The sequence below is a fragment of the Anaerocolumna sp. AGMB13025 genome, from assembly GCF_029689925.1.
In the GTDB taxonomy this organism is placed as follows: Bacteria; Bacillota; Clostridia; order Lachnospirales; family Lachnospiraceae; genus Anaerocolumna.
Genome location: NZ_CP121445.1, coordinates 6,475,512 through 6,496,374 on the forward strand (window position 1 = coordinate 6,475,512; position 20,863 = coordinate 6,496,374).

The window sequence follows — 20,863 nt, forward strand, 5'->3', positions numbered from 1 at the left end:
ATAGTTTGGGATAAAATTCGTTAATAATCATTGCGATGTTACAATACCTTTTCAGTATGCTCCTCTTACATATTTTAAATAAAAAAGTTCATTTGCCTTTTGGGTAAATAAAGAGGGAGTCCACTTTATATTAGTAGCAAAATCATTGGCAGTAATAGCAGCAAGCAGATAATCTCGCAATGGGAGCCTGTCCTTTACCTTCACAGGATGTAATCCGTCTCGAGTTACTAGTTCGTCTGCAAACATTTTCCTCACATCGAAATATAACCTGACACCAGGGGTATAGATGGTATTTGGATCAATGCAGACACTTCCAATGTTATGGGAATTTACTACAAGTTCACCACAACCGTCAAGTACGTCCAGCATAATATAATCCGAATAATCTTTTGGTTCATTCATTGGTTTTAATCCAATTTCATTTACCGCTCTATTATTTTCCTTTAATAAATTAGGAGATAACAATGCTCCATCTTGCTTAATTGATTCCCAGGCGGACAGTGTTGTACTGTGTACCATATAATTCTCGTCAGAACTTCGGTATCTAACCTGATGTGGTGTTTTATTAAAAAGCTCAATAATGTCTTCTGCCTTCATACCAATGTTAACTTTTAATATCACATTTCTTTGATAGGATAATTCGTAATTTAAAAAGTCAAACAATCGTATATAATTTTTGTCAGCATCAGGTGAAAATCTAATCACATGCAGATTAGTCCCCGGATAGACGTTAGTAAAATAGGATACGTCTGAATCGTATAGAAAGGCTGACCAATTCTCATCATATAAGCCTTTGGCTGTAAATGGGTTGCTTTTCGTAGGATTCCAATTAGAATCTGCTATATATATCAAACTATCACCTCAAATCAACATGCTTACTAATAATTATAGTACCGTATAAAGGAAATCCTCTTGTCTTTTTTAGAGATTGGATACACTTATTACTTTTAATAAGTAGAACCTTTTACACATTACAACTATGAAGTCCATCTTCCTTTAAAATTGCTTCAATATAATAATGTACTCTATTTTGTTTGCTTCCGCCAAAAAAACAGTTATTAACATGTTTAATTTGAACGATGTCAAAATTACATAAGAAATCTAAGATATCATTTAATTCAACATAATAATGAGGTACATCCTTTTCAGGACCATCTGTTTTCATAATTGTATTACTATCAACAACTGGAAAACCGGCTTCCTTATATGCCTGGTCTTCTTTTGAGCATAGTGTAAAGTAAATGTTCCCACCAGGCTTTAATACTCGTTCTATTTCCTTTAAGATTACCAAAAAACCTGCCGTATCCGTATGAGAAATAACATGGTATGACCAAACGCAATCAAACTCATTCGCTTTAAAGGGAAGTTGATTCATATCACATACTTTAGTCACTATTTCAAGACCAACTTTATTCTTCCAATCGTTTAGATAATTGATACCCTCCTGGGATAAGTCGGCTGCCGTTACATCAAAACCTTCCTTTGCAAATAAAATAGAATGCCTTCCCAGTCCGCACCCCAAATCAAGAATTGTTTTTTTACCTTCTCTCTTCCATTTGTTTGCATAGTAATAACTCTCTTCACATGGATTTGTCCATAATACTTCATTTGCTTCTTTCCAATTCCATCCTTTTGGTTTCACCATTATTAGGTCCTCCCTTTGAAAATTGCTAACCTACAAATCCAAAATTTTCAGCACATCCAACGGTCTTTCCATTTGCAAGAAGTCTTTTATACGCTTTACGGGCTGAGTAGTTCCTTCCTGCAAATACCAGGCAGCTTGAACTGCTTTCATCCCTAGTTTTCTGGCAGTCTCTAACTCATAGCTGCCTCCATCTCCAACATACATGCATTCTTCTGGCTTCACCGATAAGTGATTCATACATCTGATAAATATATCCTCATCCGGCTTTTGAATCCCTTGCTCATAAGAAAGATAAACTGCATCAAAATAAGGAAATAGTTCACTTTTTCGGATTACGTATGCTTCCTCCGAAAAACAGTTACTTATTAATCCGATTAAGAAACCCTCATTTTTTAGCGCTGAAAGCATTGGAACAATTTCAGGATGTAAATGCCTGAAACACTCTTCCTTTGCTGCGATCCGTTTATCTGTAATTTTCTTTCGCAGTGTTTCGGAATAACAATGATTCTCTCTAAGTATTCTCTCCACCACTTCCTCCAAGGTTAATTTCCCTATCGTTCGTTCCTCTTCGGTGGGGCGCCAAAGTAATTGAAACTTATCTTCTGGAATTCCTGCGTCCTCCGCCATCTGTGCACCAAAATACAGGGGACTATTATAATGTGTGATTAATGTTTCAAACATGTCAAAAATTACAGCTCGTGTCATTGTTTTTCCTTCCTGCAATTACTTTTGTATGTAAAAATCCAATCTACGATTTAAGATTACCAACGCTTCATATTTTTTTGATGTTTATCTACATATATCTTTTCTAGTTCTTCAGGTGTTATAGAATAACACAGCATTACATCATTCAAATACATAAAAACATCACAAATTTCTTCTATAAAATGATTTCGTATTTTTTCATCCTTTACAATTTTTTCGTCTCCATCCTTTTTAATAATATCGGCTGCTTCTCCAGCTTCAATTATCATCCAGAGCAACGTTTCCCTTCCCTTTTCCGGAGATAATCCACCCCATTTATCGATATATTTTTCTTGTAGTTCCGCCTGTATTGCCTGCATGTCTTTGAAACCAAAATCACTCATTATTTTAGCCTCCATCTTAGTATAAAAATCCGTTATGACTTTATGTGCAGCCTGTAATTTAAGATTAAAAGTAAAGAAACCCTTTGACCATTATTCCCTGAAGGAAATTAATCGCTGAATTACTTTGCTTTTTTCTTAAGCAACTGCGTAGCAAAAATTGAAATTATTAAATACAGCAACACTACAATAACCTCAAAAGCAAAATCAGTGTATGGTCGAGGGTACAGCCTTATTACCATATTCATAAGTAATCTGATGGGAAAATATGCTGCTAGCCAAAAAGTAACAATATAGAACTTGAAATAGTATTTTTTAGCGCTCTCTGGTTCAGGTGTGATTTTATGATAACCAAACCCGAAGCCAACTGCTAACGTAATACTAAGCATGGTTCCAGCCAAAGAAAAAATCGCGCTTTGGATGACAAAGCAAGCAATCAATTGCTGTATTAAAATCACCAAATTCAGACCTATTAGAACAATAAATGCTAATTGCCGATTGGCTTCGGTCTTTCTTATAGTTTCGGTTTCATTCACAATAGGTATAGAATGTTCGCTTTCATAATCATCGTTTAATAAGAAATCGGTAGTAACACCAAAGAGCTTACTCAACTGCAACACATTTGGTGTATCCGGCTGAGCAGTCCCCATTTCCCAGCGAGAGACCGCCTGTCTGGTAACCTTTAGCTTATCAGCTAAATCCTCTTGTGACATACCATTCGTCTTTCTAAGGTTTAATATTTTATCTGCTAATTTCATCTGAAATCCTCCTCATAATTTGGTGATTTCATTGTAGTAAAGAACTCCTTCTCTTGCCACCACATCAACTTTGCATTTCCGCAACTTGACTTTACATTTACTTTTCTGTTTGTTTATATAGTTTTGTTTTCCAATAATAGCTTTAGGTTAACCGAAGACTTCAAAAGTAAACTTGCATGGCTTCTCACCGTTAGTATTAAGTGGGGATGAATTGATTTCTTTCAATTTCAGTTTTACTCCCAAGGCGTTTTGATAATGATATAAAAAGTGTCCTGCACAGCAGCCGCAATAGGTTGGTGAGATGGAAAAAGGTTGTTTTACTTTTTTAATCGAACCACAGGAACAAGTGGTCTTACCTTTATGTACGCCATTTTGATAACCCTCTAGAGTAATTGTAAAGGTGCCATCTTCATTCAGACAAGGCGACATCATATATTGAATAGTTGACATCAAGGCAAGTTTTTCAGCAAAAGGTTTGTCTCCGTGTTCCAGAGCAAAAGCCTTACAGTCCCGATCACGCTGACCGCTCTTGCAGCAGCCTTGTTTTTGCATAATCGACAGACATTGCTCCTTAGTAAGCAACTGATCCATTTTGTCAATCAGAGCAGTAATATTATGCGGATTATTGCAGTCCGCTTCAAAGTCCATTTGTTCCATTATGTTATCATTTATTTTCTGCTTTTTCATGGTGTCTCTTATCTTTTTTAAAGTCGGCATTTTTTATTCCTCCATTATGTTTATTTTAGAACGTAAACGGATAATTTCTTTCTTAATCCTACTGATCAATTCTTTTCTTTGTCCGTCATCTGGTCTTGTTGACTCATCAAATAATTCTTCATTAGACAGTTGATACACTGAACTTATTATTGGTGTATCTCCTGTGCGTCTTGGGTATAAATGCCAATGAAGATGTTGACAACCATTTCCAAGCAATTCATAGTTCATTTTTTCAGGCTTAAAAACATTAAAAACCGCCTCTGCCACCAGTGCCATTTCTTCAAGAAATTTTACTCTAAAGTTATGTTCTAAGTCATGTAATTCGGGACCATGTTGTTTACAGTTAAAAACTGTGTAACCCAAAAACCTCTGATACCAGCCTAAAATCACATATCCTGTTTCAAGCTCCATGATAAAATATGGATCATATAGTATGTTCTTATGATTTTCGCACATTTTGCAGCTCATCTGGCAACCTCCTCATGTAACTCCTGATACCATTCTTTTGCTTCCTTCATTCTATTTTCCATATCCTCCAACGATTTCACTTGAATCAACTTTTCCAAACGATTAACAACATCAAGTGGCATGTGCCTTGATATATGGAGTAAATAATGATACGGATATAAGGGAGTAAACTTTAATCTCAATAGCATAACAAGCGGTTCAATTACAAACTTATTGTAATACGCGTAGCATTCTGCGAAAGTACCCCGGTTAATATACTTTCTTACACGGAGATGCTGACTATATCTATAATCACATTCCTGCATACAGATTTTTTTATTCTTGAGGATTTCCTGTTTGTCTGCCTCTTCAAATCTTATAACATCGTCTTTATCAAATATGACTAAGGCTCCCTCTACAATATCATTCTTAATGTAATGATATTCTTTTCTGTCTCTTGAATGGAGCTGCCAGTTAAAATCCAATACTAAATAGGGACTTGAACCTTTTATGTGATATACAATCTGTCCAAGTTTCGGATGATCATTGCCGGTTTCGTCCCGCTCATCCAATTCCCCTAATTTTCTTAATGCCAGTTCAACATGTTCTAATGCATCCTTTACGTAATTATCCTCAACATCAATCCAATAGTCAATATCTGAATATTCATCAGCATCTCCCATAGCAAAGGAACCCTCTATCCAGAATGCATATAGGTAAGGAAGCGGCTGAAGCTCAGTTTTAAGGGTTTCTGTTATATCTCTTTCTGTTATCATGATGTCCTCCGATAAATTTCTGTTTCGCTATGTAATAAATTAATTTAGTGTTGGAATTGCAATCACTTCACCGTTTGCCTATTAAGGTAAGTCAGTAACGCCACAAAGATGCAAAAATTGCACAGCCCAAAAGGTCAAATCACATTCAAGGGCATATTTACGTTTATAATCCGGTTCCAGGCGCACATCGGCATAAGGAGTCGGATATTCAAGGTTCTTTGGGGAATAGCGCTTGTTATGGGGCAAATCAAATCTCATTTTGAGTATACCATCACTTGTGAGAGCTTCTTCAATGCCTGTAATAGAATCCTTTATCACCCCCACGCGTTCGCCTACTCCAAGCATTGCAATTTCAGTCAGCAGCCGACGGTAAGTTAAGCTGTCAATTAAGTCTGCACGGAATGGTCGGATGGGGCTGTTTGACATATTAAGCGGAAAAGGAACGTAATAGGTAGAGCCAATTTTAACATGAATAGGATTTGTGCCATGTAGAATTGTGTTATAATGATTCAGCGCATCAGCCATCAACATTATATTTTCTGGAGTTCTCCATGCGTTTGTATAAGCCAGAGTCTCTAAATGGTATTGACACGGGAAGCTCGCATTTTCCTCTAGGTATGGGTAGTTACATTTTGCTTTGCTTTGGCGTATCTTGGTTATTTCATTGAGGGATGAGAGAGGTAATATGCTCTTAAAGGCTTCTAGGGCAATATTTTGAAAAGGTCTTACATACCCGTCATCACCATAGCCAAGCATGGCCTGCATGGTATAGATTAAAATCATCAGACAAAAGCCGCTGCTGATGCCCCGGAACCGATTTTCATATCGGACTGCTTCAGGCGGTATATACGAAAATTCTTTCCGCAAGGTTTCCTCATCACGCATAGCTGCTACGAAATTCACAACAATCGGGTGAGTTTTGGGTATCCCAAAGTAGGAGAGCAGCCGTGCAGCTGCTTCACCATCCTGCAAAGGTGTTTCATGGAGTACCACACCCCGCCAGTTATCCCAGCTATGAGCCCCGCTGCCAATATATCCATTGGGCTTGATGTAACTTTGCAGTAACTTAAAATGGGGCGTTTGATAGATTTGCTCCAACAGGTTTTTTTCTTCTGGTTCCTTTAGATTGCCGAGAATTTCTTTCCGTAGTCTATATTGTATCACTGGACCTGCGTTTTCCAGTAGAAAATCAATTGATTTTGAAATATTCATAATAAACCACCGTTATTGTAAATAGTATGTACTCCTTGTACTCTTATAATGGTTGTTAACCAAATATTATGGAACATTCTTTTAGAATTTAGTTATACTTATGAGTTTATTATAAGTCAGCTAAGCAAGTTACTGTTATACATCTGCAAGATAAAAGATTTCGAATGCCATTGCCAAGTCACAATTAACCTCTGAAATGACTACAGGAGCAGACACTCATAGGATACGGATTTATTTAGCCGTATGATTGATAAAGTCAACTTCATACTGGGACTCACCGTATTTTTGTTCATTATCAATAATAGTTCCCTCTGTAAGGGTGATTCGCAGAACGATTGAAGTTTTATTATCTTCGTCTCCAACTTCATCAAACCAATCGAAGATGCTTTTGAACTTCGCTCTAATTTCGGCATTCTTCTCATCTTTGACCCAACCAAGATTTTCGGCCGTACCTTGGAATGCATACCAGCCTAACCCACAGACGGACACCTCCGTGTTCTTCTCAATTTGCAGCATTTTATTCTTCTTTGCATCCGTAGATATGAAAAATGCCCCATCTTCATAATAGGCGCAGACCATACGGACAGCAGGGCGGGGATTTCCCGATGCGTTAGGAGACAGTGCTATTGTACCAAGTGCAATCACTTCCTCTTTGCCATTTCCGCACCGCTCCTCCATTAGTTTCATTGCGTTTTCGTATTTGCTCATTTTTTTCTTCTCCTTTAGTTGATGTCATCTATATTGTAATAAACCGAGCCACCTAATAAGTGCCCCAGGATATATTATTCCAAACTCAGCCACAGCGCAGGACGAACTCCCCCACTGTTGTCACCCGTCAAAGGGTGAATCGTGTTACTGCTATACCGGAAGGTACCATTTCCCTGAATGCCTATATTGCCATCGCCGTGGATATAAACAGCTCTTTTATTATCACGCCCGGGGGAGCGAAGCCACCACCACCATACATACCCATCAAAGGTAGACCTTCGTTTGGTGTTGTTATCGTCTTTCTTTTGAAACCAGTATCGTTGTTTGGTGCTGCGGTTTTCAAGATTTTTACTGCTGTCACCGAAATATTTACTCACTGCTTCTTCTATACTTAGAAGAAATATGTAATCTTTGGTATCTTCCCCGCCTCTTGAACCGTACCACTGATTGTCTTGATTTTGGTTTAATACCGGAAGGATTCTTGACTGTTCTGCCTGGGTGAATTTGTTATAAAACTCACCGTTAAGATATGTTCTTAGGGAGCAGTCAGCCCATGTCACCTCACCGGCATGATCATGATAGGGGTGTTGTTCAATTATGTATTCCGTTATAATCAGGGCTGCATTGCCTTGTACCTCAAGAACGCGCCACATATAACTGCCAAATGGCACGATTGAGCCAATGGAAAACGCTGTCATTCTTCTTCTCCTTGTATTATATAAGATTTCTTTCGTTCAGTTTCGATATTGGAAAGTAGTTGACCTCTTCCACAAACCAGGAGTTCTACTTCCAATTTGCACCCTTTATTTGTAAAGGAGTTCCCTCTTCCATGATTTCAAATCCGTGCTTTTGATAAAATGAAACATTTTGTTTTTCATCAGGAACCACATCCACATATAGAAAATGTTCATAATCCTTTAAGAGCATCTTTAATAAAGTGGAAGCAATATGCTGCCCTTGATATTTCGGATTCACTAATAAACAATCAATGGTAGCCTGCCAAATACCATCATCTAATCCTCTAATTAGACCAATCAGTTTTTCACCCTCCCATGCTGAAATAACTCGGCTGGAATTTTCAAAAGCAATTTTTAACTTTTCCGGAAATTTTCCGGAATACCAATCGACAGATAAAAACAATTCGCTTAACTGTTCTTGTGTAAAATTCTTTGTGTATTTAAACTCAAACATTGTATACCTCTATGTATAGTAAACTATATCCATTAGTTAATTTGTACGACTGTCATCCAATTCTTTCGCCTTTTTATATGCCCTGCCAAGAAATTCTTCCATTGATAATTTTTCATATCCCCAATTCATAGGTTCTAATGTGATTGCACCTTTATATCCTGTAAGTACTATTTTTTGCATAAGCCTTGACCAGTCTAAATTACCATCAAAAGGCAACTGATGTTGATTTCTCTGCCCACCATTATCATGTAAATGCAATGCCAACAAGCGATTTCCATATTTCCCTAATAAATCATCTTCACTTGCATAATTGGCATGATGACAGCTATCGTAACAGAAACCTATCTTCTTAGAATTGACCGTGTTAAAAACGTAAGCTAAATTATGAATGTTTTCTAGATTTTCAAAGGCAACCTTAACATTGAATTCTTCTGCTTGATTTGTTATCTTTTTAACTCTTTCCATCCCTAATTTATTAATTGGATACCGATCACTTGGTAAATGTATGACCATTGTTGGTATATGAAATTCTGAACAATCTTTTATACATTGTAAATAACACTGAAATACCCTTTCTCCATCCAGATTATTCAAGGAAAAATTATTCTGTTCCTGGACGGGTGTATGTATATTTTCTATAAATAATCCTGTGTTTCTTGCATATTCCACGCTATTTCGGTAATCCGTTCCTCTTCCAAACCCCTCACTCCACCATAGCATTACAGTATCAAAACCAGCCTCTTTTATGAGTTTATATCTATCTTTGATAGATACGTCATAACCGAACCAGTCATAAATTCCTAACATGAATAAATTCCTCCAAATTCTTAGCTTGCTTATTTTATAGATTATTTCCATATCAACAATCAGCTAATTATCTATTCTCTCCCCATGAATACTTACCCTCCCGCTATCGGGGCATTTCATATCAAACTGCGGAGAACGAATATTTCCATAATCTAAATCCGCTCCATTTTGTATTGCGTAAATTAGCGGATACATGCAATTCCACAATTCATGGCAAATTGGCGGGCACAAGTCCTCAATTATAAATATATCGCCTTTTTTACAATAACCACCTCTGCATTTACTCTCTGTCACCGTTAACTTTACTTTTGGCATTCTAATTCTCCGTTTCATGTTATCCTATGTTTTCTAAAAGCCACATACGAACTGTTTCTGCATCCTCCTTTTCCATAAAGGGATGTTCACTGCTTGATCTCTGGTATTTTATTATTTTCCTTATAAAATATTTTTTTCAGAAATTCTAATGTTACTCTCTCCATCTCTTTTCGTTCCTGCATGCATTCCTCCTGGTGCTGGCGTTCAGACCGAAACAGTATGCGCAGCAACTTAAGCGATTTTTTTTCAGTCATTGGCAAAAGAAAATGGCTCATATAATTAAACGAAATATGTTGTACTTCATATGAGAAATGATTCACCGCAAGCCGTTCTTTAATTTTTTTAGCATATATATCACAAGGCCATACCGTATCCGCTTGGGTAGACATCAATAGAATCGATCCATGAATTTGTTCTACTGGAATGACGGATTCTTCTGTAACATTTTTATCCCTGTTTATAGACATCAAAGAAAACTGTTTCTCAATCAATAACATTTTTAACTTACTGATTATTCGGGTTTTATATGGTGTAAACGAGAGTTCTCTTCCTTTATAGCTCCAGCAGGAATTACCAGCAGGTCTTTTTTTAGCCAGTCCCTCACTGATAAAGTATGATGGCACTCTGGCAATAACACCGGTAATATCCGATATGACAGCTGATGCATATAATGCATATTCCGATCCTTTGGATATTCCATCTACGACAATCTTACTGTAACCACCCTTTTTAAGCCAGTCTACAGCTCGTTCCATGTATTCGACCGGCACTTTGGAGAGGGATTTATTCGTATGCCTGGTGTGGAATAATCCGAGTGCCAGAGTCGAATACCCCAGCCCCTGATAATACAATCCCATTCTCCTACCTGCACCCAATCCTCCCTCAGAACCTGATATGAAAATAATTACATTTTCCTTTTGTTGTGTTGGATAAAATATACCATCAAACCCCTCATTAGTTACGGACGTTATTATCGGTATTAACATTTTCATATATTTTTAACCTTCCTTTGTAATACTTTATCTTACTTATGATACTTACCGTTGGAACATTTTTAATCCATCACTTGTAGAAACATCACCTTTTTTACAATAACCGCCTCTGCATTTACTCTATGTCACCGTTAACTTAACTTTTGGCATTCTAATTCTCCATTTCATGTTATCCTATGTTTTCTAAGAGCCACCTACGAACTGTTTCTGTATCCTCTTTCTCCATAAAGGGATGTTCACTATTTTGAGAGATTGTCAGTTTACAGTCGTGTGCTTTCACAAATTTCTGAATCACTTCTACTGATTGCAGGTTGTCTTTTCCCCCATAAAGTATTGAAGTCGGGATGTCCCATTTTTTAATTGGATGTTTTTTTATGTACTGATAATAGTCCCAACGTAATAAATCAACAGGCGTCGGAATTTCTTTTTCCATATATAACTTTTCCTCTGTTATATGAAACCAGCAAAACATTTGCTGAACAAGGTATTCCATATCTAACACCGGTGATTGGAAAAGACAGTTTATAAACTTTCTGTCTGCATATGCATTTAAGCTAAAGTATGCCCCAAGACTGCAAGCAAATAGCGAAACATCACTCCACCTTGAAAATGCATAATTACCAATCTCAGTAAGGTCGTGGATACCATTCCAGATGTCACAACGATAATCACTGTCTTTTCTTTCGCCATGTTCCGGCAAATCAAAACTAAGTGTTTGATAACCCTTTTTTTCAGCGATTTGTGCAAAACTCTCTGCCTGTTCTTTGCAGGACATTTTTCCGTGGACATGAATATATATCTTGTCTGACTTTTCTCCCCAAATAATAGCTGGGATCGTGTTAATTTTAATACTTTGTGTTTTCATGTTTGCCTCCAACTATTTAAAATATGTCCATTCCTTCTTGCTTATTAAATAGCAATCCACCAACACACTCCAAATTTATCAATAACTGTCGCACAACATTTGCTCCACGGAACTTCCTGAATGGGATGAATAACAACACCGCCATTACTCAAAATATGAAAGGCATTATAAACCGCTTCTTCGCTTCCCATCTCAAAAACATTAAAAGTCATTGTTTCCCATTTCATTTTGTGAACTATGTTTATGTCGCAAGGGTTTGCAGCTTCGCTTAATGCTAAAAAACCTTCACCATTTACGGATAATTCACAGTGTTCATATTCTGTTTCGGCATTATTTTTCATTTCAAATGTAATTTCTGCGCCAAAGGCTTTGCAATAAATTTCTGCCGCCTCGAAACTATTTTTCACATAAACCTGAGTATAATTTTTCATATTTCCCTCCTGTACAATATAAATCATAATGTATTTACTTTTTCTTTAAAGTGACTGCTTGCAAATAATTATATAAGGATAATGACTCTCCACCAAATATCATTATTTTTGCTTATCACAAAATTCTTGTATGATATTTAGTATTTTACTATCATAGAAATCATTCCCACCATGTGAATCGTTTCCTTCCAGTTCATAATAATAGACTTCATGGTGTGTATTACTAAGCTTATCATACAATACCCTGCTATTTTCCACTGAAACAATTGGATCGTTTTCACTATGAAAAAGCAGGACAGGAGGAAGTTTCACATCGTTTGTAATATACCTCCCACAGGAAGCTTTTTCAGCAAGTTCTTCATTTCCTTCAATTTTGTCTATCCCAAGAAGTACTGTAGACGGACGAACCTTCATCCATGGTGGAAGCGGATCCTTTTCACAAATCAATAGATCGGTAGAACCACTTTCCGAAATCACGCCTCGAATATTAGGTAACGTTTTGCATAATCCATGTGCATGAAAAAGAACCGACATCATGGCAACATGACCCCCTGACGAATTTCCCATTAAAAATATGCGATTCCTATCAAAATGAAATTGTTCTGCCTTAGCAGCTATAAATTCTAACGCATTACTCACATCCTCAACCTGTGCCGGAAATACAGAAATATCTGATTCACGATATTCCAATACAGCAATCGCAAACCCCCGCTCCGCAAGTTTTGTAAACTTTGGAATATCATTATATAGTTCCTGTTTATGCCAAGCTGAACCAGGAATTAAGAGTATAATTGGGAATGTTTCGTCTTGTTTCCATTCATCTTTATAGGGTAAGAGCATCTGCAAATGTCTTTTGCAATAACCATAATCGTAGTACTCCCAATCTGGCGAATAAAGCCATTGTAAGTCTTGATTATTCACTACTAGTTTTGTTTTCATATGATTACCTCTCTGTATATAATTACAGGCTAAAGTATCTATCCACTTTTACAAAAACACAGAAAATATTTACTAACTTTATATGTAAAATTAATCAATTACAAATTAGTAATTAAAAGGATTGCCAGGAATAATACCATGAAAACCGTTCCAATTGCAGCCACTATATTAACAAATTTATGAGCTTTATCCCTATTACTAAATAGTTTGACGATTACCTTATATATCAATAAACCTATAATTCCTCCCAATGTATTATTGATGATATCTGTAATATCAGAAGCTCCCATAGCAAATATGAATTGTAGTACTTCACATATCAAGCTTATAATAAAAAACATTGAAATCTTTTTCGTAATGGACCATTTCGAGAATATCATCTCTACATAAATACCCAGAGGTACAAAAATTACCATATTCATAATAATTTCTGAATAATCAATTTTTCCGTTTAGTATTACGGATTCATGAAATGGAATTAAATTTATATTTCTAAGATATCCTGTATTACTAAACGGCAATTCTAATTTAAATACTATAATTTCAAGCACAGCAATTAAATATATGATAAATAATATAATTGTTAACTTATTCGTTTTATTTATTTCTTTCATGGTTCAATTCCTTCCTTTCAACTAAATCAAAGAAATATTATTTTAATTTCTTCTTCGAGTTGAAGTGTAATAATCATTGTAGTATTTGCTTCTTAATGCTGTAAAACCTTCACCATTTACGGATAATTCACAGTGTTCATAAACCGTTTCGGTATAATTTTTCACTTCAAATGCAAGTTCTGCGTTAAAGACTCCGTATCAAGATACCCTTGAATATTTATATCTCCACTCATATAGTAATCCTCACATAAAGCATTTTGGGTCTGATTAGTCTGTTTCTTTCTTTCGTGTTTCATTAGTTAATTTCCTTATAAAGTTATTAATCTCTCTATTATTTTTTATTGCAATAACTTTCCCTTGATAGGGAGATATCCTTTCTTTTAATTTATCAATCCCTAGATCATAATCCTTCGACCATTGCAACATGCATTTAAGCATATTAATATCAGGATTATAAATACATTTTTCAATACCAAGTAGTTGTTTTATCCATCGCTTAATAATTCTATAATTTCTTGTCCGTGTCGGGACTTCAAGAAGTATAATTGTATCAGCTACCTTTAAGCCCTCAACAAAACACGGTCTTCCTATATCTTCAATTATCCACATTGACTGTTGTATTATTGAGTAAAACATAGTATCTCGTTCTTCAGGTTGTCTTTTTCGATTTCCCCAAGGACTCGATTTATCTGGAATATGAACAACTTCATCAAGGGGTTGATACTGAATATTTAGTTTTTTTGATAACTTTCTAGCAAGCGTAGTCTTACCACTGGACACCGCACCAACAATGTATATTTTCATAATCCCTCGTTTATTCCGATTTTTTATCCTCACATAAAGTATTTTTATTTGATTTGTCTGTTTTCTTTCTTTTGTGTTTTATTAGTTTACTGCTAGCGCAGTGGTTCCATAAACGGATAACTATTTATTCATAATAGGAAGTCGGATCAATTCTGTAAGTTACTTATACTCCAAAATGTATCATAAATTTATTGTTTTCAATTGCAATCTTTATTTTTTCTGCTAGTTCAACAAGATGGTTATCAGAATTAATGCGATAATCGCTAATCACTATATCTTGAAATGTTGCTAAAGACTCAGGTGGTATTAATGTGATCCCCCAGCGATCAAGCGCTATACTGGGTCTCTCCATGCAATGAAAGTACGTTTTCATGGTACTTAGACGTATCCACCAATCATCAATATAGGTGTCATCATCAATAAAAACACAATTATATCTTTCTGGTTCATACTTATAATCTTTTTTGAATTCAATTTTGTCTATAATGCCAAATTCAGTTTTTATCATATTTTCACCTCTTTGTATATATCTTGAGATTCATGTCTTTCATTGCTTTAATCAACACAATGTGAAGTTTACAACTTATTAAATCTTAAGCTGTTACTCAATTGATTCTGTGTCTACTTTTGTATTAAAAGCCTTTTCATACAATTCAATCACTTCCATGCATTTCCATCAGATCTTCTTCCAATGGGTCCATACAATCCCGTCAGAGTAACCAATTTTCTTATAAAATTCGTTCCCTCCGCCAGTCATGTGAGTTGCACCAAGCTTCTTCATTCGTTCATAATGTTTCGATAATGCAACCGCTGCCAATCCTCTGTTTCTATATTCTGGTATGGTGCATAAGGGCTCCATATAAGCTAAATTGTTCTCCTTAACCCACCACATTCCGGAGTAACAAACATACTCTTCTTCTTCGTTTGCAATGACTACATCAAATTGGGGCGTTGCATGAGGAGCCGGACACATCCTACCTTTTCGTACACCATTATATCCCTTTTGTGGATTCCAGCCAGTTTCGCAATCTGCCTCTTCCCATTTTTCAAATGGACCTATATTCTGCTCATGATCGAATCCTTTCCAGCAACACCTAGCCAGTTTTATAGGATCAACCTCACTCTCCTTCACGAAGTGAAAACCTTCCGGCAGCTTATAGGTAAGTTCATTTTGAAAATCGAAAACGAAGTCGTGTTCTTCATGCACCTTACTATATCCTCTCTTTGCCACTGCATCAATTAGAACGTCCTGACCTTTAAATAAAATGAATTGTCTCTGCTTATCAAAATTCGGCATATAATCTTCCGCGTAATCAAGTAATTCCTCCACTAATTCTTCATATCCCGGACGAAGATTAAAAAATATATTAGTAACCGGTGATTCTGTGAAAACAAATGCTACAATTTTGTCTCCATCAAACCAAATACGGTTCAAGTACTGATACGAGATGTCCATCCAAGTTGATGTGATGGCATATTCATAAAAAGGAGCCGCCACACCATTGCTGAAATTGCGCCCATAGATTTCCACCATAAAATCCCATATTAAATTAATGTCTGTTAATATCTGAAATTGCTTTGTATTAATATTTCTACTGTATTCTTTCCTACCTATATTGCATGCTTTTCTTACGTCCATATTTTCTTTCATTTCTACTTCTCCTACACAACATTATGTTTTCACTTCTCATATCATTGCTCATATATTGTATGTTTAAGAATGACATGATGAAAAAATGCAATATTCCTAAATTCCGGCATTTCCTCGTTTTTACAAAATTGAGTATTTTTTTACCTTCGCAGTCTATGTTGTGCCATACCAATTTAATAACAATTTTCCCCACGGTGCATTTACCGTATCAAGATGCCCTTGAGCATTTATATTTCCACTCATATATTAATCCTCATATAAAGTATTTTTTTATCTGATTTGTCTGTTTCTTTCTTTTGTGTTTTATTAGTTTTAATAAATAAAGTGGGCAGTTGGAATAGCTTCTGATTATGCTTATTAGGCAGTCACCATAAAACCCCATAAAACCCCAAATTTATCTTTAAAATTACCTACAAGCTTACTGTATGAAGTTTCATAAAATGGAGAGAGTTTGTCATCTGATTTTAAAATTTCATAACAAACTAGTAATTCATCTACTGAATTAAATGTAATTATTAAATGGGCACCACAATTTATATCGAATGTATCGTTTATAAATTTCAATGCATCATTTAAAAATACTTCTGTACCATGAATTTTTATAATAGCGTGAGCTATTTTTTTACCATCAGACATATAATCAATTGATTCTGTGTCTACTTTTGTATTAAAGGCTTTTTCATACACGTCAATCGCTTCCAAGCAATTTCCGTCAAAATGTAAATGAGGTATAAGCATATATTATTCCTCCACTAATATAATTTTTCTACATCATATTTAATTGCTTTTTCCAAAAACTTACTCGCAAAAAACTATTGTTGTATTGTTATGCAGTTATAAGTTTAAAAGTTTCTTTTTCTTCATTTCAAATTCTTCTTTCGTTATTACTCCCATATCTAACAAGCCTTTGAATTTCTATATTTCATCTGCTGCAGATATTGTGTCTGCCACTTGTGTTACTGGAGTATATCTAGACTGTATATATAATTCCTTTTGTTTGTTTACAGTATCTGCAAAGAAACTTACCGTTTCCTTAGATACATTTTCTATAATTCGAGTAATTGCACCATCTGTTATTGCAAGATTTCCAAACATTAACCCTGTTGTATATGTAATACTATTAACTCTATCTAAAGGAATATCTACAAATTTCAAACCATATAACAGCCCTTTATCTAACATAAGTACTCGTTTGTTTGTACACACAATAAGCCAAGTATTACCATCGGTAAGCCCACTAGTAATCGCTTTTATACTCTCCTCTTTTGACAGTATATTAGGCAATTCTTCTATTTCTTTCGTCGTCATCCATACATTTATATAAGGTAATGAATTTATTTCATTTTGTATTTCAATTGAACTTTTTTTATCTTTACAACAATAATCTCGTAAATATGCGAACGCTTTCTCGCCATCCTCTTTCATTTTATGAGAATATACTAAAGGTACAACTTTATTATTTACAATTAGTTCAATTACTCCATTTTTAGTAATTGATGATTTGCCAAATAACTTTACAGTTTGGACCTCGCTTAACTGTATTTCTTTTCCTCCATAGATAATTTTTTCATCTAACAATATCCATGATTTTTGTAATGCAACTGACTTAAATCTTAATTCCATATTTACCCTCTATTCTTGCACACGTTCTTTGCGGATACCGAGTTTGTGGCGCACAAGCACAAACCTTGCGGTTGAAAATTAGCCAACTTCTTTTATTATAGCCCTATTACCAGCTTTCCATTGCTATAACATCCACCTTAAATATACCATTTAATACCAAATTTTTCAATTTATTTGTCGATTTAATTATTTCCTCAGCATCTCAAACACTAAACTCAAAAAAAAGAATAAACCTTCAAACCGTCAATCCGTTCAAAGGTTTATTCCCTATTTTATAATGTTTAAATTAAACCAATAACAGTATTCTGCTTTAACCCCTTACGGCTCAACACCCCAAGCCAAAGTTCCGCCTACATATCCTGTAGCCTTATCCCAATCCGAATAGGTATTACCGGTTTCCTGGAAGGAATAATCGCCGGTCTGGGTATAGTTTGTCCAGTCGGTCTTTGAGAACCTTGCCTGCACTTCAATGGCGGCTCCTGGCGCAAGAGAACCGGCTGCACTGGTAAATCCGATTTCTAAATAGTAATCCGCACCGGTCTTAGGGGTTTCCAGCTTCACAAAAGTTCCGGTCACATTGGCAGTTCCGGCAGATGACCAGTCACACCAGAAGTTCTGAGCTTTTTCACCGTCGATGGTATAATAATATCTTAACTTAACATCAGCGAGATTGATATTTTCTGTTCCTGTATTGAAAACCTTGAATCTGGGTGCAATTCCATTGGTAGCTGCTGCATTATTTCCATTAAACATCTGTACCTTTACATTGCCAGATACTACGATGGAGCTGTCAATTACCGTAACCGTAAGCACCGGATCATTGCCTTTGTTAAAGTCAAAGGTAAGCTCCAGCTTGCCAAGGGGTTTTGTGGCTAAATAGGTTTTTAATATGGTAACTGAACTTCCAGTCACGGTATAATCCGTACCGCTTGTTAACAAGGTACTGCCGTTACGGATTCCAGTCAAGGTGTTGCCGTTTAAAGTAAGATTTACAGCGATATCTGCTGGTGTGCTCTTATCAAACTGAGCCTGGGTTATGGAGATTGCTCCACTGGGTGACGAATCCGTAACTGTAATGGTTAACGTCCGGTCAAGACCTGCACTAAAATCAAATACCAGCTTTGCAGTTCCCGTACTCAGGGTTCCCAGATAAGAGGCGGCAATAGTTACTGTATTACCGCTTACGGTATAATCAGTACCTTTTACCAATGAGGTTGTTCCGTTCTTAATTGCATTTAAAGTATTATTCTTATAATTTACTGTTACACCTATATTCGCAGGTGCGTATTTGTCAAAGGCTGCGGTTTCCGGTGTAATAGTGGAGCTATCAACGGTATTGCCGGGTTCATTGCCAAATACCTTTACTCCGGCATCATATACCGGGATATAAGCCGTTTTTACGGTATTACCAGAGGTCACACCGGTCAGGTCCGTATAAGAAAAATCGTTGGCATTGTTCCAGGTTACTGCGGTAGGTGCAGCAATACGGAATTGAACTTCTTTTCTATAAGCGGACTGTCCGCCGGGATAAATCTTGGTTCCGGTGAAATCTACATTAACATAATAGATATTAGAGGCTTCATCCCAGGGCAGTAATTTGGATACCACTGCTCCGGCATTGTAGTTGGTGGTTACTGTAATATCAGAGGCTTTATAGCCTAATTTTACTGCTTCTGAAATATCAATAAAGTATTTAAAGGACAGTTTATCTCCCATTTTGGCCGGCCAACCGGAACGGTTGTTAAGCAGTGCCTTGATTTCAACAAAATTACTGCTGGAAGCATTGATTCCGGCTTCTACAAAGAACTCATCATTGGTTACCGGTTCAATTGCTTTAAAATCAGGAATGGGGGTTCCGCCGTATTCGCCGTATAATTTAGCAAGGGCACCTACAAAACCTGCATTGTAATCACAGGCAATTTCATTATTTACATAATTTCCAATGTCATCGGTATAACTGTCATCCTTTCCGGGGCCGCCAACTAAGGCACCGTAGATGGTATGTCTGTGATAAGTAGGAACCGTCTGGCTATCGGCCCAGGAACTATGAGCAGTTCTGTGATGAGGTCTTTTCGGAGGATTCACACCAAAACCAACCTCAAAACTGTGTCCTGAGCTGCCCAGTGCATAGTCCACCTGCTGCTTGGCAAAAGTATTATAAGCAGTTACCTTGGAGGCTGTGCAGCCGGACCAGTCTGCATATACACTTGCTAAAAAGGCTGTGGTCGTGGCATAACGCAAAGCTCCCCAGGAATCCAGCCAGGCGAGACCTTTTGGTGTATAGGAGATACGTTCTCCGTTATAACCGGTGGTCCAGAAATCCAAATGCATTTCTGCTGCTGTCTTATAGATTGCTTTGTTTGTTATTCTGGCAAGAAGGATTTCTGTACCATAATGTACATCATCCCAGCTTTGAGCCCATTTGTATGCAATAGTAGTGGACTGAGGCTCTGTTCCCCAGTTTCCCACATAAGATTCTGCTTTGTTTAAGTAAGTAGTTTCTCCTGTTGCAAGATACAGCCAGGTACCTGCCCAGCTAAGTTCATCATAAAAACCGCTGTAAGAGGTGTAAAAACCATTGGCTGCGGTATAACCTGCATCACTCTTGGTAGTATCTGCAAACGTAAAGAGCTCTTTGGCATGACGGATGCATTCGGCAGCATACGTCGGATCGCTATCTGCAAATATGGCACCTGCTGCAGCTAACGCTGCTGCTGCCCCGCCTGCTACGGACGAACCGGGTTTTGCTGAATCCACCTTATAGGAAGGACGTGCCATCTGCATGACTTCGGCAGGTCCCCACCAGGAATGATCGGCATTGCCGTCTCCTACCTGATAGTAAAACACATTGGCAGATGGATGGCATTTTATCAGATAGTCCGTTGCCCACTTGATTTCCTCTAACAGATAATCCAGCTGACCGCTCTGCTCTAACTCATCCCTTGATTCATAAACACTCCAGGCTAACATAGCCGCCGTGTAAGCCATTGGCAGGTTGAATTTCACATGATCACCTGCATCGTACCAGCCGCCGGTAAGATCAAGTCCGGCATCCGCACCATCCGTCATACCGGAATCCCCTCTCCAGTTATTTCTAATGTTATCCGGTAAGTCTCCCGAACGCTGGAATTCATAGAACATAATTGCTTTTTGTAAAGCTTCTCCGTAATTATAATTCGTCTGCGCTTTCGCAGGTTTTGCTGTTACAAGTCCTGCTGTTACAAGGCATAGGATAAGAAAAATACTTGTTAATTTACGCATATCGTAACCTCCTTATTTTTCG

At 36.8% G+C, this 20,863-nt stretch carries 26 protein-coding genes; all 26 read right to left on the reverse strand.

What is annotated here, in order from left to right; translation table 11 throughout:
* Window positions 1-51 precede the first annotated feature (51 nt).
* The 26 genes from QA584_RS27115 to QA584_RS27240 all read right to left on the reverse strand — a co-directional run bounded on the left by QA584_RS27115 (window position 52) and on the right by QA584_RS27240 (window position 20,841).
* Window positions 52-852: a hypothetical protein gene (locus QA584_RS27115; RefSeq protein WP_278272216.1), complete on the reverse strand. Its 801-nt coding sequence runs from the start codon at window positions 850-852 to the stop codon at window positions 52-54.
* Between the two features lie 112 nt (window positions 853-964).
* On the reverse strand, window positions 965-1,645 hold the full coding sequence (locus QA584_RS27120) for a class I SAM-dependent methyltransferase (RefSeq protein WP_278272217.1): 681 nt from the start codon (window positions 1,643-1,645) through the stop codon (window positions 965-967).
* Window positions 1,646-1,675: 30 nt separating this feature from the next.
* Window positions 1,676-2,350, reverse strand: coding sequence for an HAD family hydrolase (locus tag QA584_RS27125; RefSeq protein WP_278272218.1), 675 nt, complete (start codon window positions 2,348-2,350; stop codon window positions 1,676-1,678).
* A 56-nt stretch (window positions 2,351-2,406) separates the two neighbouring features.
* Window positions 2,407-2,733: a nucleotide pyrophosphohydrolase gene (locus QA584_RS27130; RefSeq protein WP_278272219.1), complete on the reverse strand. Its 327-nt coding sequence runs from the start codon at window positions 2,731-2,733 to the stop codon at window positions 2,407-2,409.
* Between the two features lie 119 nt (window positions 2,734-2,852).
* On the reverse strand, window positions 2,853-3,488 hold the full coding sequence (locus QA584_RS27135; RefSeq protein WP_278272220.1) for a helix-turn-helix domain-containing protein: 636 nt from the start codon (window positions 3,486-3,488) through the stop codon (window positions 2,853-2,855).
* A gap of 147 nt (window positions 3,489-3,635) precedes the next feature.
* Window positions 3,636-4,205, reverse strand: a complete 570-nt coding sequence (locus QA584_RS27140; protein WP_278272221.1) for a hypothetical protein — start codon at window positions 4,203-4,205, stop codon at window positions 3,636-3,638.
* Between the two features lie 3 nt (window positions 4,206-4,208).
* A complete protein-coding gene (locus QA584_RS27145; RefSeq protein ID WP_278272222.1) occupies window positions 4,209-4,673 on the reverse strand; it encodes an HIT family protein in 465 nt (154 codons plus the stop codon).
* Window positions 4,670-5,428 (reverse strand): nucleotidyltransferase domain-containing protein, encoded by a 759-nt coding sequence (locus QA584_RS27150; protein WP_278272223.1) that lies wholly within the window; start codon window positions 5,426-5,428, stop codon window positions 4,670-4,672. Before QA584_RS27150 ends, QA584_RS27145 begins: the two co-directional genes overlap by 4 nt.
* An 81-nt stretch (window positions 5,429-5,509) precedes the next feature.
* Window positions 5,510-6,640 (reverse strand): hypothetical protein, encoded by a 1,131-nt coding sequence (locus QA584_RS27155; RefSeq protein ID WP_278272224.1) that lies wholly within the window; start codon window positions 6,638-6,640, stop codon window positions 5,510-5,512.
* A gap of 231 nt (window positions 6,641-6,871) precedes the next feature.
* Window positions 6,872-7,348: a pyridoxamine 5'-phosphate oxidase family protein gene (locus QA584_RS27160; protein WP_278272225.1), complete on the reverse strand. Its 477-nt coding sequence runs from the start codon at window positions 7,346-7,348 to the stop codon at window positions 6,872-6,874.
* Window positions 7,349-7,422: 74 nt separating this feature from the next.
* Window positions 7,423-8,046, reverse strand: a complete 624-nt coding sequence (locus QA584_RS27165; protein WP_278272226.1) for a DUF6273 domain-containing protein — start codon at window positions 8,044-8,046, stop codon at window positions 7,423-7,425.
* Window positions 8,047-8,131: 85 nt separating this feature from the next.
* Entirely contained in the window at window positions 8,132-8,539 is a 408-nt protein-coding gene (locus tag QA584_RS27170) for a GNAT family N-acetyltransferase (RefSeq protein WP_278272227.1), read from the reverse strand.
* A gap of 36 nt (window positions 8,540-8,575) precedes the next feature.
* On the reverse strand, window positions 8,576-9,346 hold the full coding sequence (locus tag QA584_RS27175) for a sugar phosphate isomerase/epimerase family protein (protein ID WP_278272228.1): 771 nt from the start codon (window positions 9,344-9,346) through the stop codon (window positions 8,576-8,578).
* Between the two features lie 63 nt (window positions 9,347-9,409).
* A complete protein-coding gene (locus tag QA584_RS27180; protein WP_278272229.1) occupies window positions 9,410-9,661 on the reverse strand; it encodes a TIGR04076 family protein in 252 nt (83 codons plus the stop codon).
* An 86-nt stretch (window positions 9,662-9,747) separates the two neighbouring features.
* Window positions 9,748-10,653, reverse strand: coding sequence for an acyl-CoA thioester hydrolase/BAAT C-terminal domain-containing protein (locus QA584_RS27185; protein WP_278272230.1), 906 nt, complete (start codon window positions 10,651-10,653; stop codon window positions 9,748-9,750).
* A gap of 169 nt (window positions 10,654-10,822) precedes the next feature.
* Entirely contained in the window at window positions 10,823-11,518 is a 696-nt protein-coding gene (locus tag QA584_RS27190; RefSeq protein ID WP_278272231.1) for an alpha/beta hydrolase, read from the reverse strand.
* 44 nt (window positions 11,519-11,562) lie between these two features.
* A complete protein-coding gene (locus QA584_RS27195) occupies window positions 11,563-11,949 on the reverse strand; it encodes a VOC family protein (protein WP_278272232.1) in 387 nt (128 codons plus the stop codon).
* Window positions 11,950-12,051: 102 nt separating this feature from the next.
* Window positions 12,052-12,888: an alpha/beta hydrolase gene (locus tag QA584_RS27200; RefSeq protein ID WP_278272233.1), complete on the reverse strand. Its 837-nt coding sequence runs from the start codon at window positions 12,886-12,888 to the stop codon at window positions 12,052-12,054.
* 98 nt (window positions 12,889-12,986) lie between these two features.
* On the reverse strand, window positions 12,987-13,502 hold the full coding sequence (locus tag QA584_RS27205; RefSeq protein ID WP_278272234.1) for a VanZ family protein: 516 nt from the start codon (window positions 13,500-13,502) through the stop codon (window positions 12,987-12,989).
* 267 nt (window positions 13,503-13,769) lie between these two features.
* Window positions 13,770-14,306 (reverse strand): hypothetical protein, encoded by a 537-nt coding sequence (locus tag QA584_RS27210; RefSeq protein ID WP_278272235.1) that lies wholly within the window; start codon window positions 14,304-14,306, stop codon window positions 13,770-13,772.
* A 163-nt stretch (window positions 14,307-14,469) separates the two neighbouring features.
* The gene (locus tag QA584_RS27215) at window positions 14,470-14,814 is read right to left on the reverse strand and encodes a hypothetical protein (protein ID WP_278272236.1); all 345 of its coding nucleotides are present in this window, start codon (window positions 14,812-14,814) and stop codon (window positions 14,470-14,472) included.
* Window positions 14,815-14,982: 168 nt separating this feature from the next.
* The gene (locus tag QA584_RS27220; RefSeq protein ID WP_278272237.1) at window positions 14,983-15,957 is read right to left on the reverse strand and encodes a GNAT family N-acetyltransferase; all 975 of its coding nucleotides are present in this window, start codon (window positions 15,955-15,957) and stop codon (window positions 14,983-14,985) included.
* A gap of 357 nt (window positions 15,958-16,314) precedes the next feature.
* Window positions 16,315-16,695, reverse strand: coding sequence for a VOC family protein (locus QA584_RS27225; protein WP_278272238.1), 381 nt, complete (start codon window positions 16,693-16,695; stop codon window positions 16,315-16,317).
* A gap of 96 nt (window positions 16,696-16,791) precedes the next feature.
* Window positions 16,792-16,851 carry an SHOCT domain-containing protein gene (locus tag QA584_RS27230; RefSeq protein ID WP_278275243.1) on the reverse strand — a complete coding sequence of 20 codons (60 nt, stop codon included), beginning with the start codon at window positions 16,849-16,851 and terminating at the stop codon, window positions 16,792-16,794.
* A gap of 21 nt (window positions 16,852-16,872) precedes the next feature.
* On the reverse strand, window positions 16,873-17,580 hold the full coding sequence (locus tag QA584_RS27235) for a PH domain-containing protein (protein WP_278272239.1): 708 nt from the start codon (window positions 17,578-17,580) through the stop codon (window positions 16,873-16,875).
* Between the two features lie 318 nt (window positions 17,581-17,898).
* Window positions 17,899-20,841 carry a glycoside hydrolase family 9 protein gene (locus tag QA584_RS27240; RefSeq protein WP_278272240.1) on the reverse strand — a complete coding sequence of 981 codons (2,943 nt, stop codon included), beginning with the start codon at window positions 20,839-20,841 and terminating at the stop codon, window positions 17,899-17,901.
* Between the last annotated feature and the right edge of the window lie 22 nt (window positions 20,842-20,863).

Coding starts and splice junctions, on each gene's coding strand:
- QA584_RS27120 (WP_278272217.1), bottom strand. CDS start 1,645: ATGGTGAAACCAAAAGGATGGAATTGGAAAGAAGCAAATGAAGTATTA.
- QA584_RS27125 (WP_278272218.1), bottom strand. CDS start 2,350: ATGACACGAGCTGTAATTTTTGACATGTTTGAAACATTAATCACACAT.
- QA584_RS27130 (WP_278272219.1), bottom strand. CDS start 2,733: ATGAGTGATTTTGGTTTCAAAGACATGCAGGCAATACAGGCGGAACTA.
- QA584_RS27135 (WP_278272220.1), bottom strand. CDS start 3,488: ATGAAATTAGCAGATAAAATATTAAACCTTAGAAAGACGAATGGTATG.
- QA584_RS27140 (WP_278272221.1), bottom strand. CDS start 4,205: ATGCCGACTTTAAAAAAGATAAGAGACACCATGAAAAAGCAGAAAATA.
- QA584_RS27145 (WP_278272222.1), bottom strand. CDS start 4,673: ATGAGCTGCAAAATGTGCGAAAATCATAAGAACATACTATATGATCCA.
- QA584_RS27150 (WP_278272223.1), bottom strand. CDS start 5,428: ATGATAACAGAAAGAGATATAACAGAAACCCTTAAAACTGAGCTTCAG.
- QA584_RS27155 (WP_278272224.1), bottom strand. CDS start 6,640: ATGAATATTTCAAAATCAATTGATTTTCTACTGGAAAACGCAGGTCCA.
- QA584_RS27160 (WP_278272225.1), bottom strand. CDS start 7,348: ATGAGCAAATACGAAAACGCAATGAAACTAATGGAGGAGCGGTGCGGA.
- QA584_RS27165 (WP_278272226.1), bottom strand. CDS start 8,046: ATGACAGCGTTTTCCATTGGCTCAATCGTGCCATTTGGCAGTTATATG.
- QA584_RS27170 (WP_278272227.1), bottom strand. CDS start 8,539: ATGTTTGAGTTTAAATACACAAAGAATTTTACACAAGAACAGTTAAGC.
- QA584_RS27175 (WP_278272228.1), bottom strand. CDS start 9,346: ATGTTAGGAATTTATGACTGGTTCGGTTATGACGTATCTATCAAAGAT.
- QA584_RS27180 (WP_278272229.1), bottom strand. CDS start 9,661: ATGCCAAAAGTAAAGTTAACGGTGACAGAGAGTAAATGCAGAGGTGGT.
- QA584_RS27185 (WP_278272230.1), bottom strand. CDS start 10,653: ATGAAAATGTTAATACCGATAATAACGTCCGTAACTAATGAGGGGTTT.
- QA584_RS27190 (WP_278272231.1), bottom strand. CDS start 11,518: ATGAAAACACAAAGTATTAAAATTAACACGATCCCAGCTATTATTTGG.
- QA584_RS27195 (WP_278272232.1), bottom strand. CDS start 11,949: ATGAAAAATTATACTCAGGTTTATGTGAAAAATAGTTTCGAGGCGGCA.
- QA584_RS27200 (WP_278272233.1), bottom strand. CDS start 12,888: ATGAAAACAAAACTAGTAGTGAATAATCAAGACTTACAATGGCTTTAT.
- QA584_RS27205 (WP_278272234.1), bottom strand. CDS start 13,502: ATGAAAGAAATAAATAAAACGAATAAGTTAACAATTATATTATTTATC.
- QA584_RS27210 (WP_278272235.1), bottom strand. CDS start 14,306: ATGAAAATATACATTGTTGGTGCGGTGTCCAGTGGTAAGACTACGCTT.
- QA584_RS27215 (WP_278272236.1), bottom strand. CDS start 14,814: ATGATAAAAACTGAATTTGGCATTATAGACAAAATTGAATTCAAAAAA.
- QA584_RS27220 (WP_278272237.1), bottom strand. CDS start 15,957: ATGAAAGAAAATATGGACGTAAGAAAAGCATGCAATATAGGTAGGAAA.
- QA584_RS27225 (WP_278272238.1), bottom strand. CDS start 16,695: ATGCTTATACCTCATTTACATTTTGACGGAAATTGCTTGGAAGCGATT.
- QA584_RS27235 (WP_278272239.1), bottom strand. CDS start 17,580: ATGGAATTAAGATTTAAGTCAGTTGCATTACAAAAATCATGGATATTG.
- QA584_RS27240 (WP_278272240.1), bottom strand. CDS start 20,841: ATGCGTAAATTAACAAGTATTTTTCTTATCCTATGCCTTGTAACAGCA.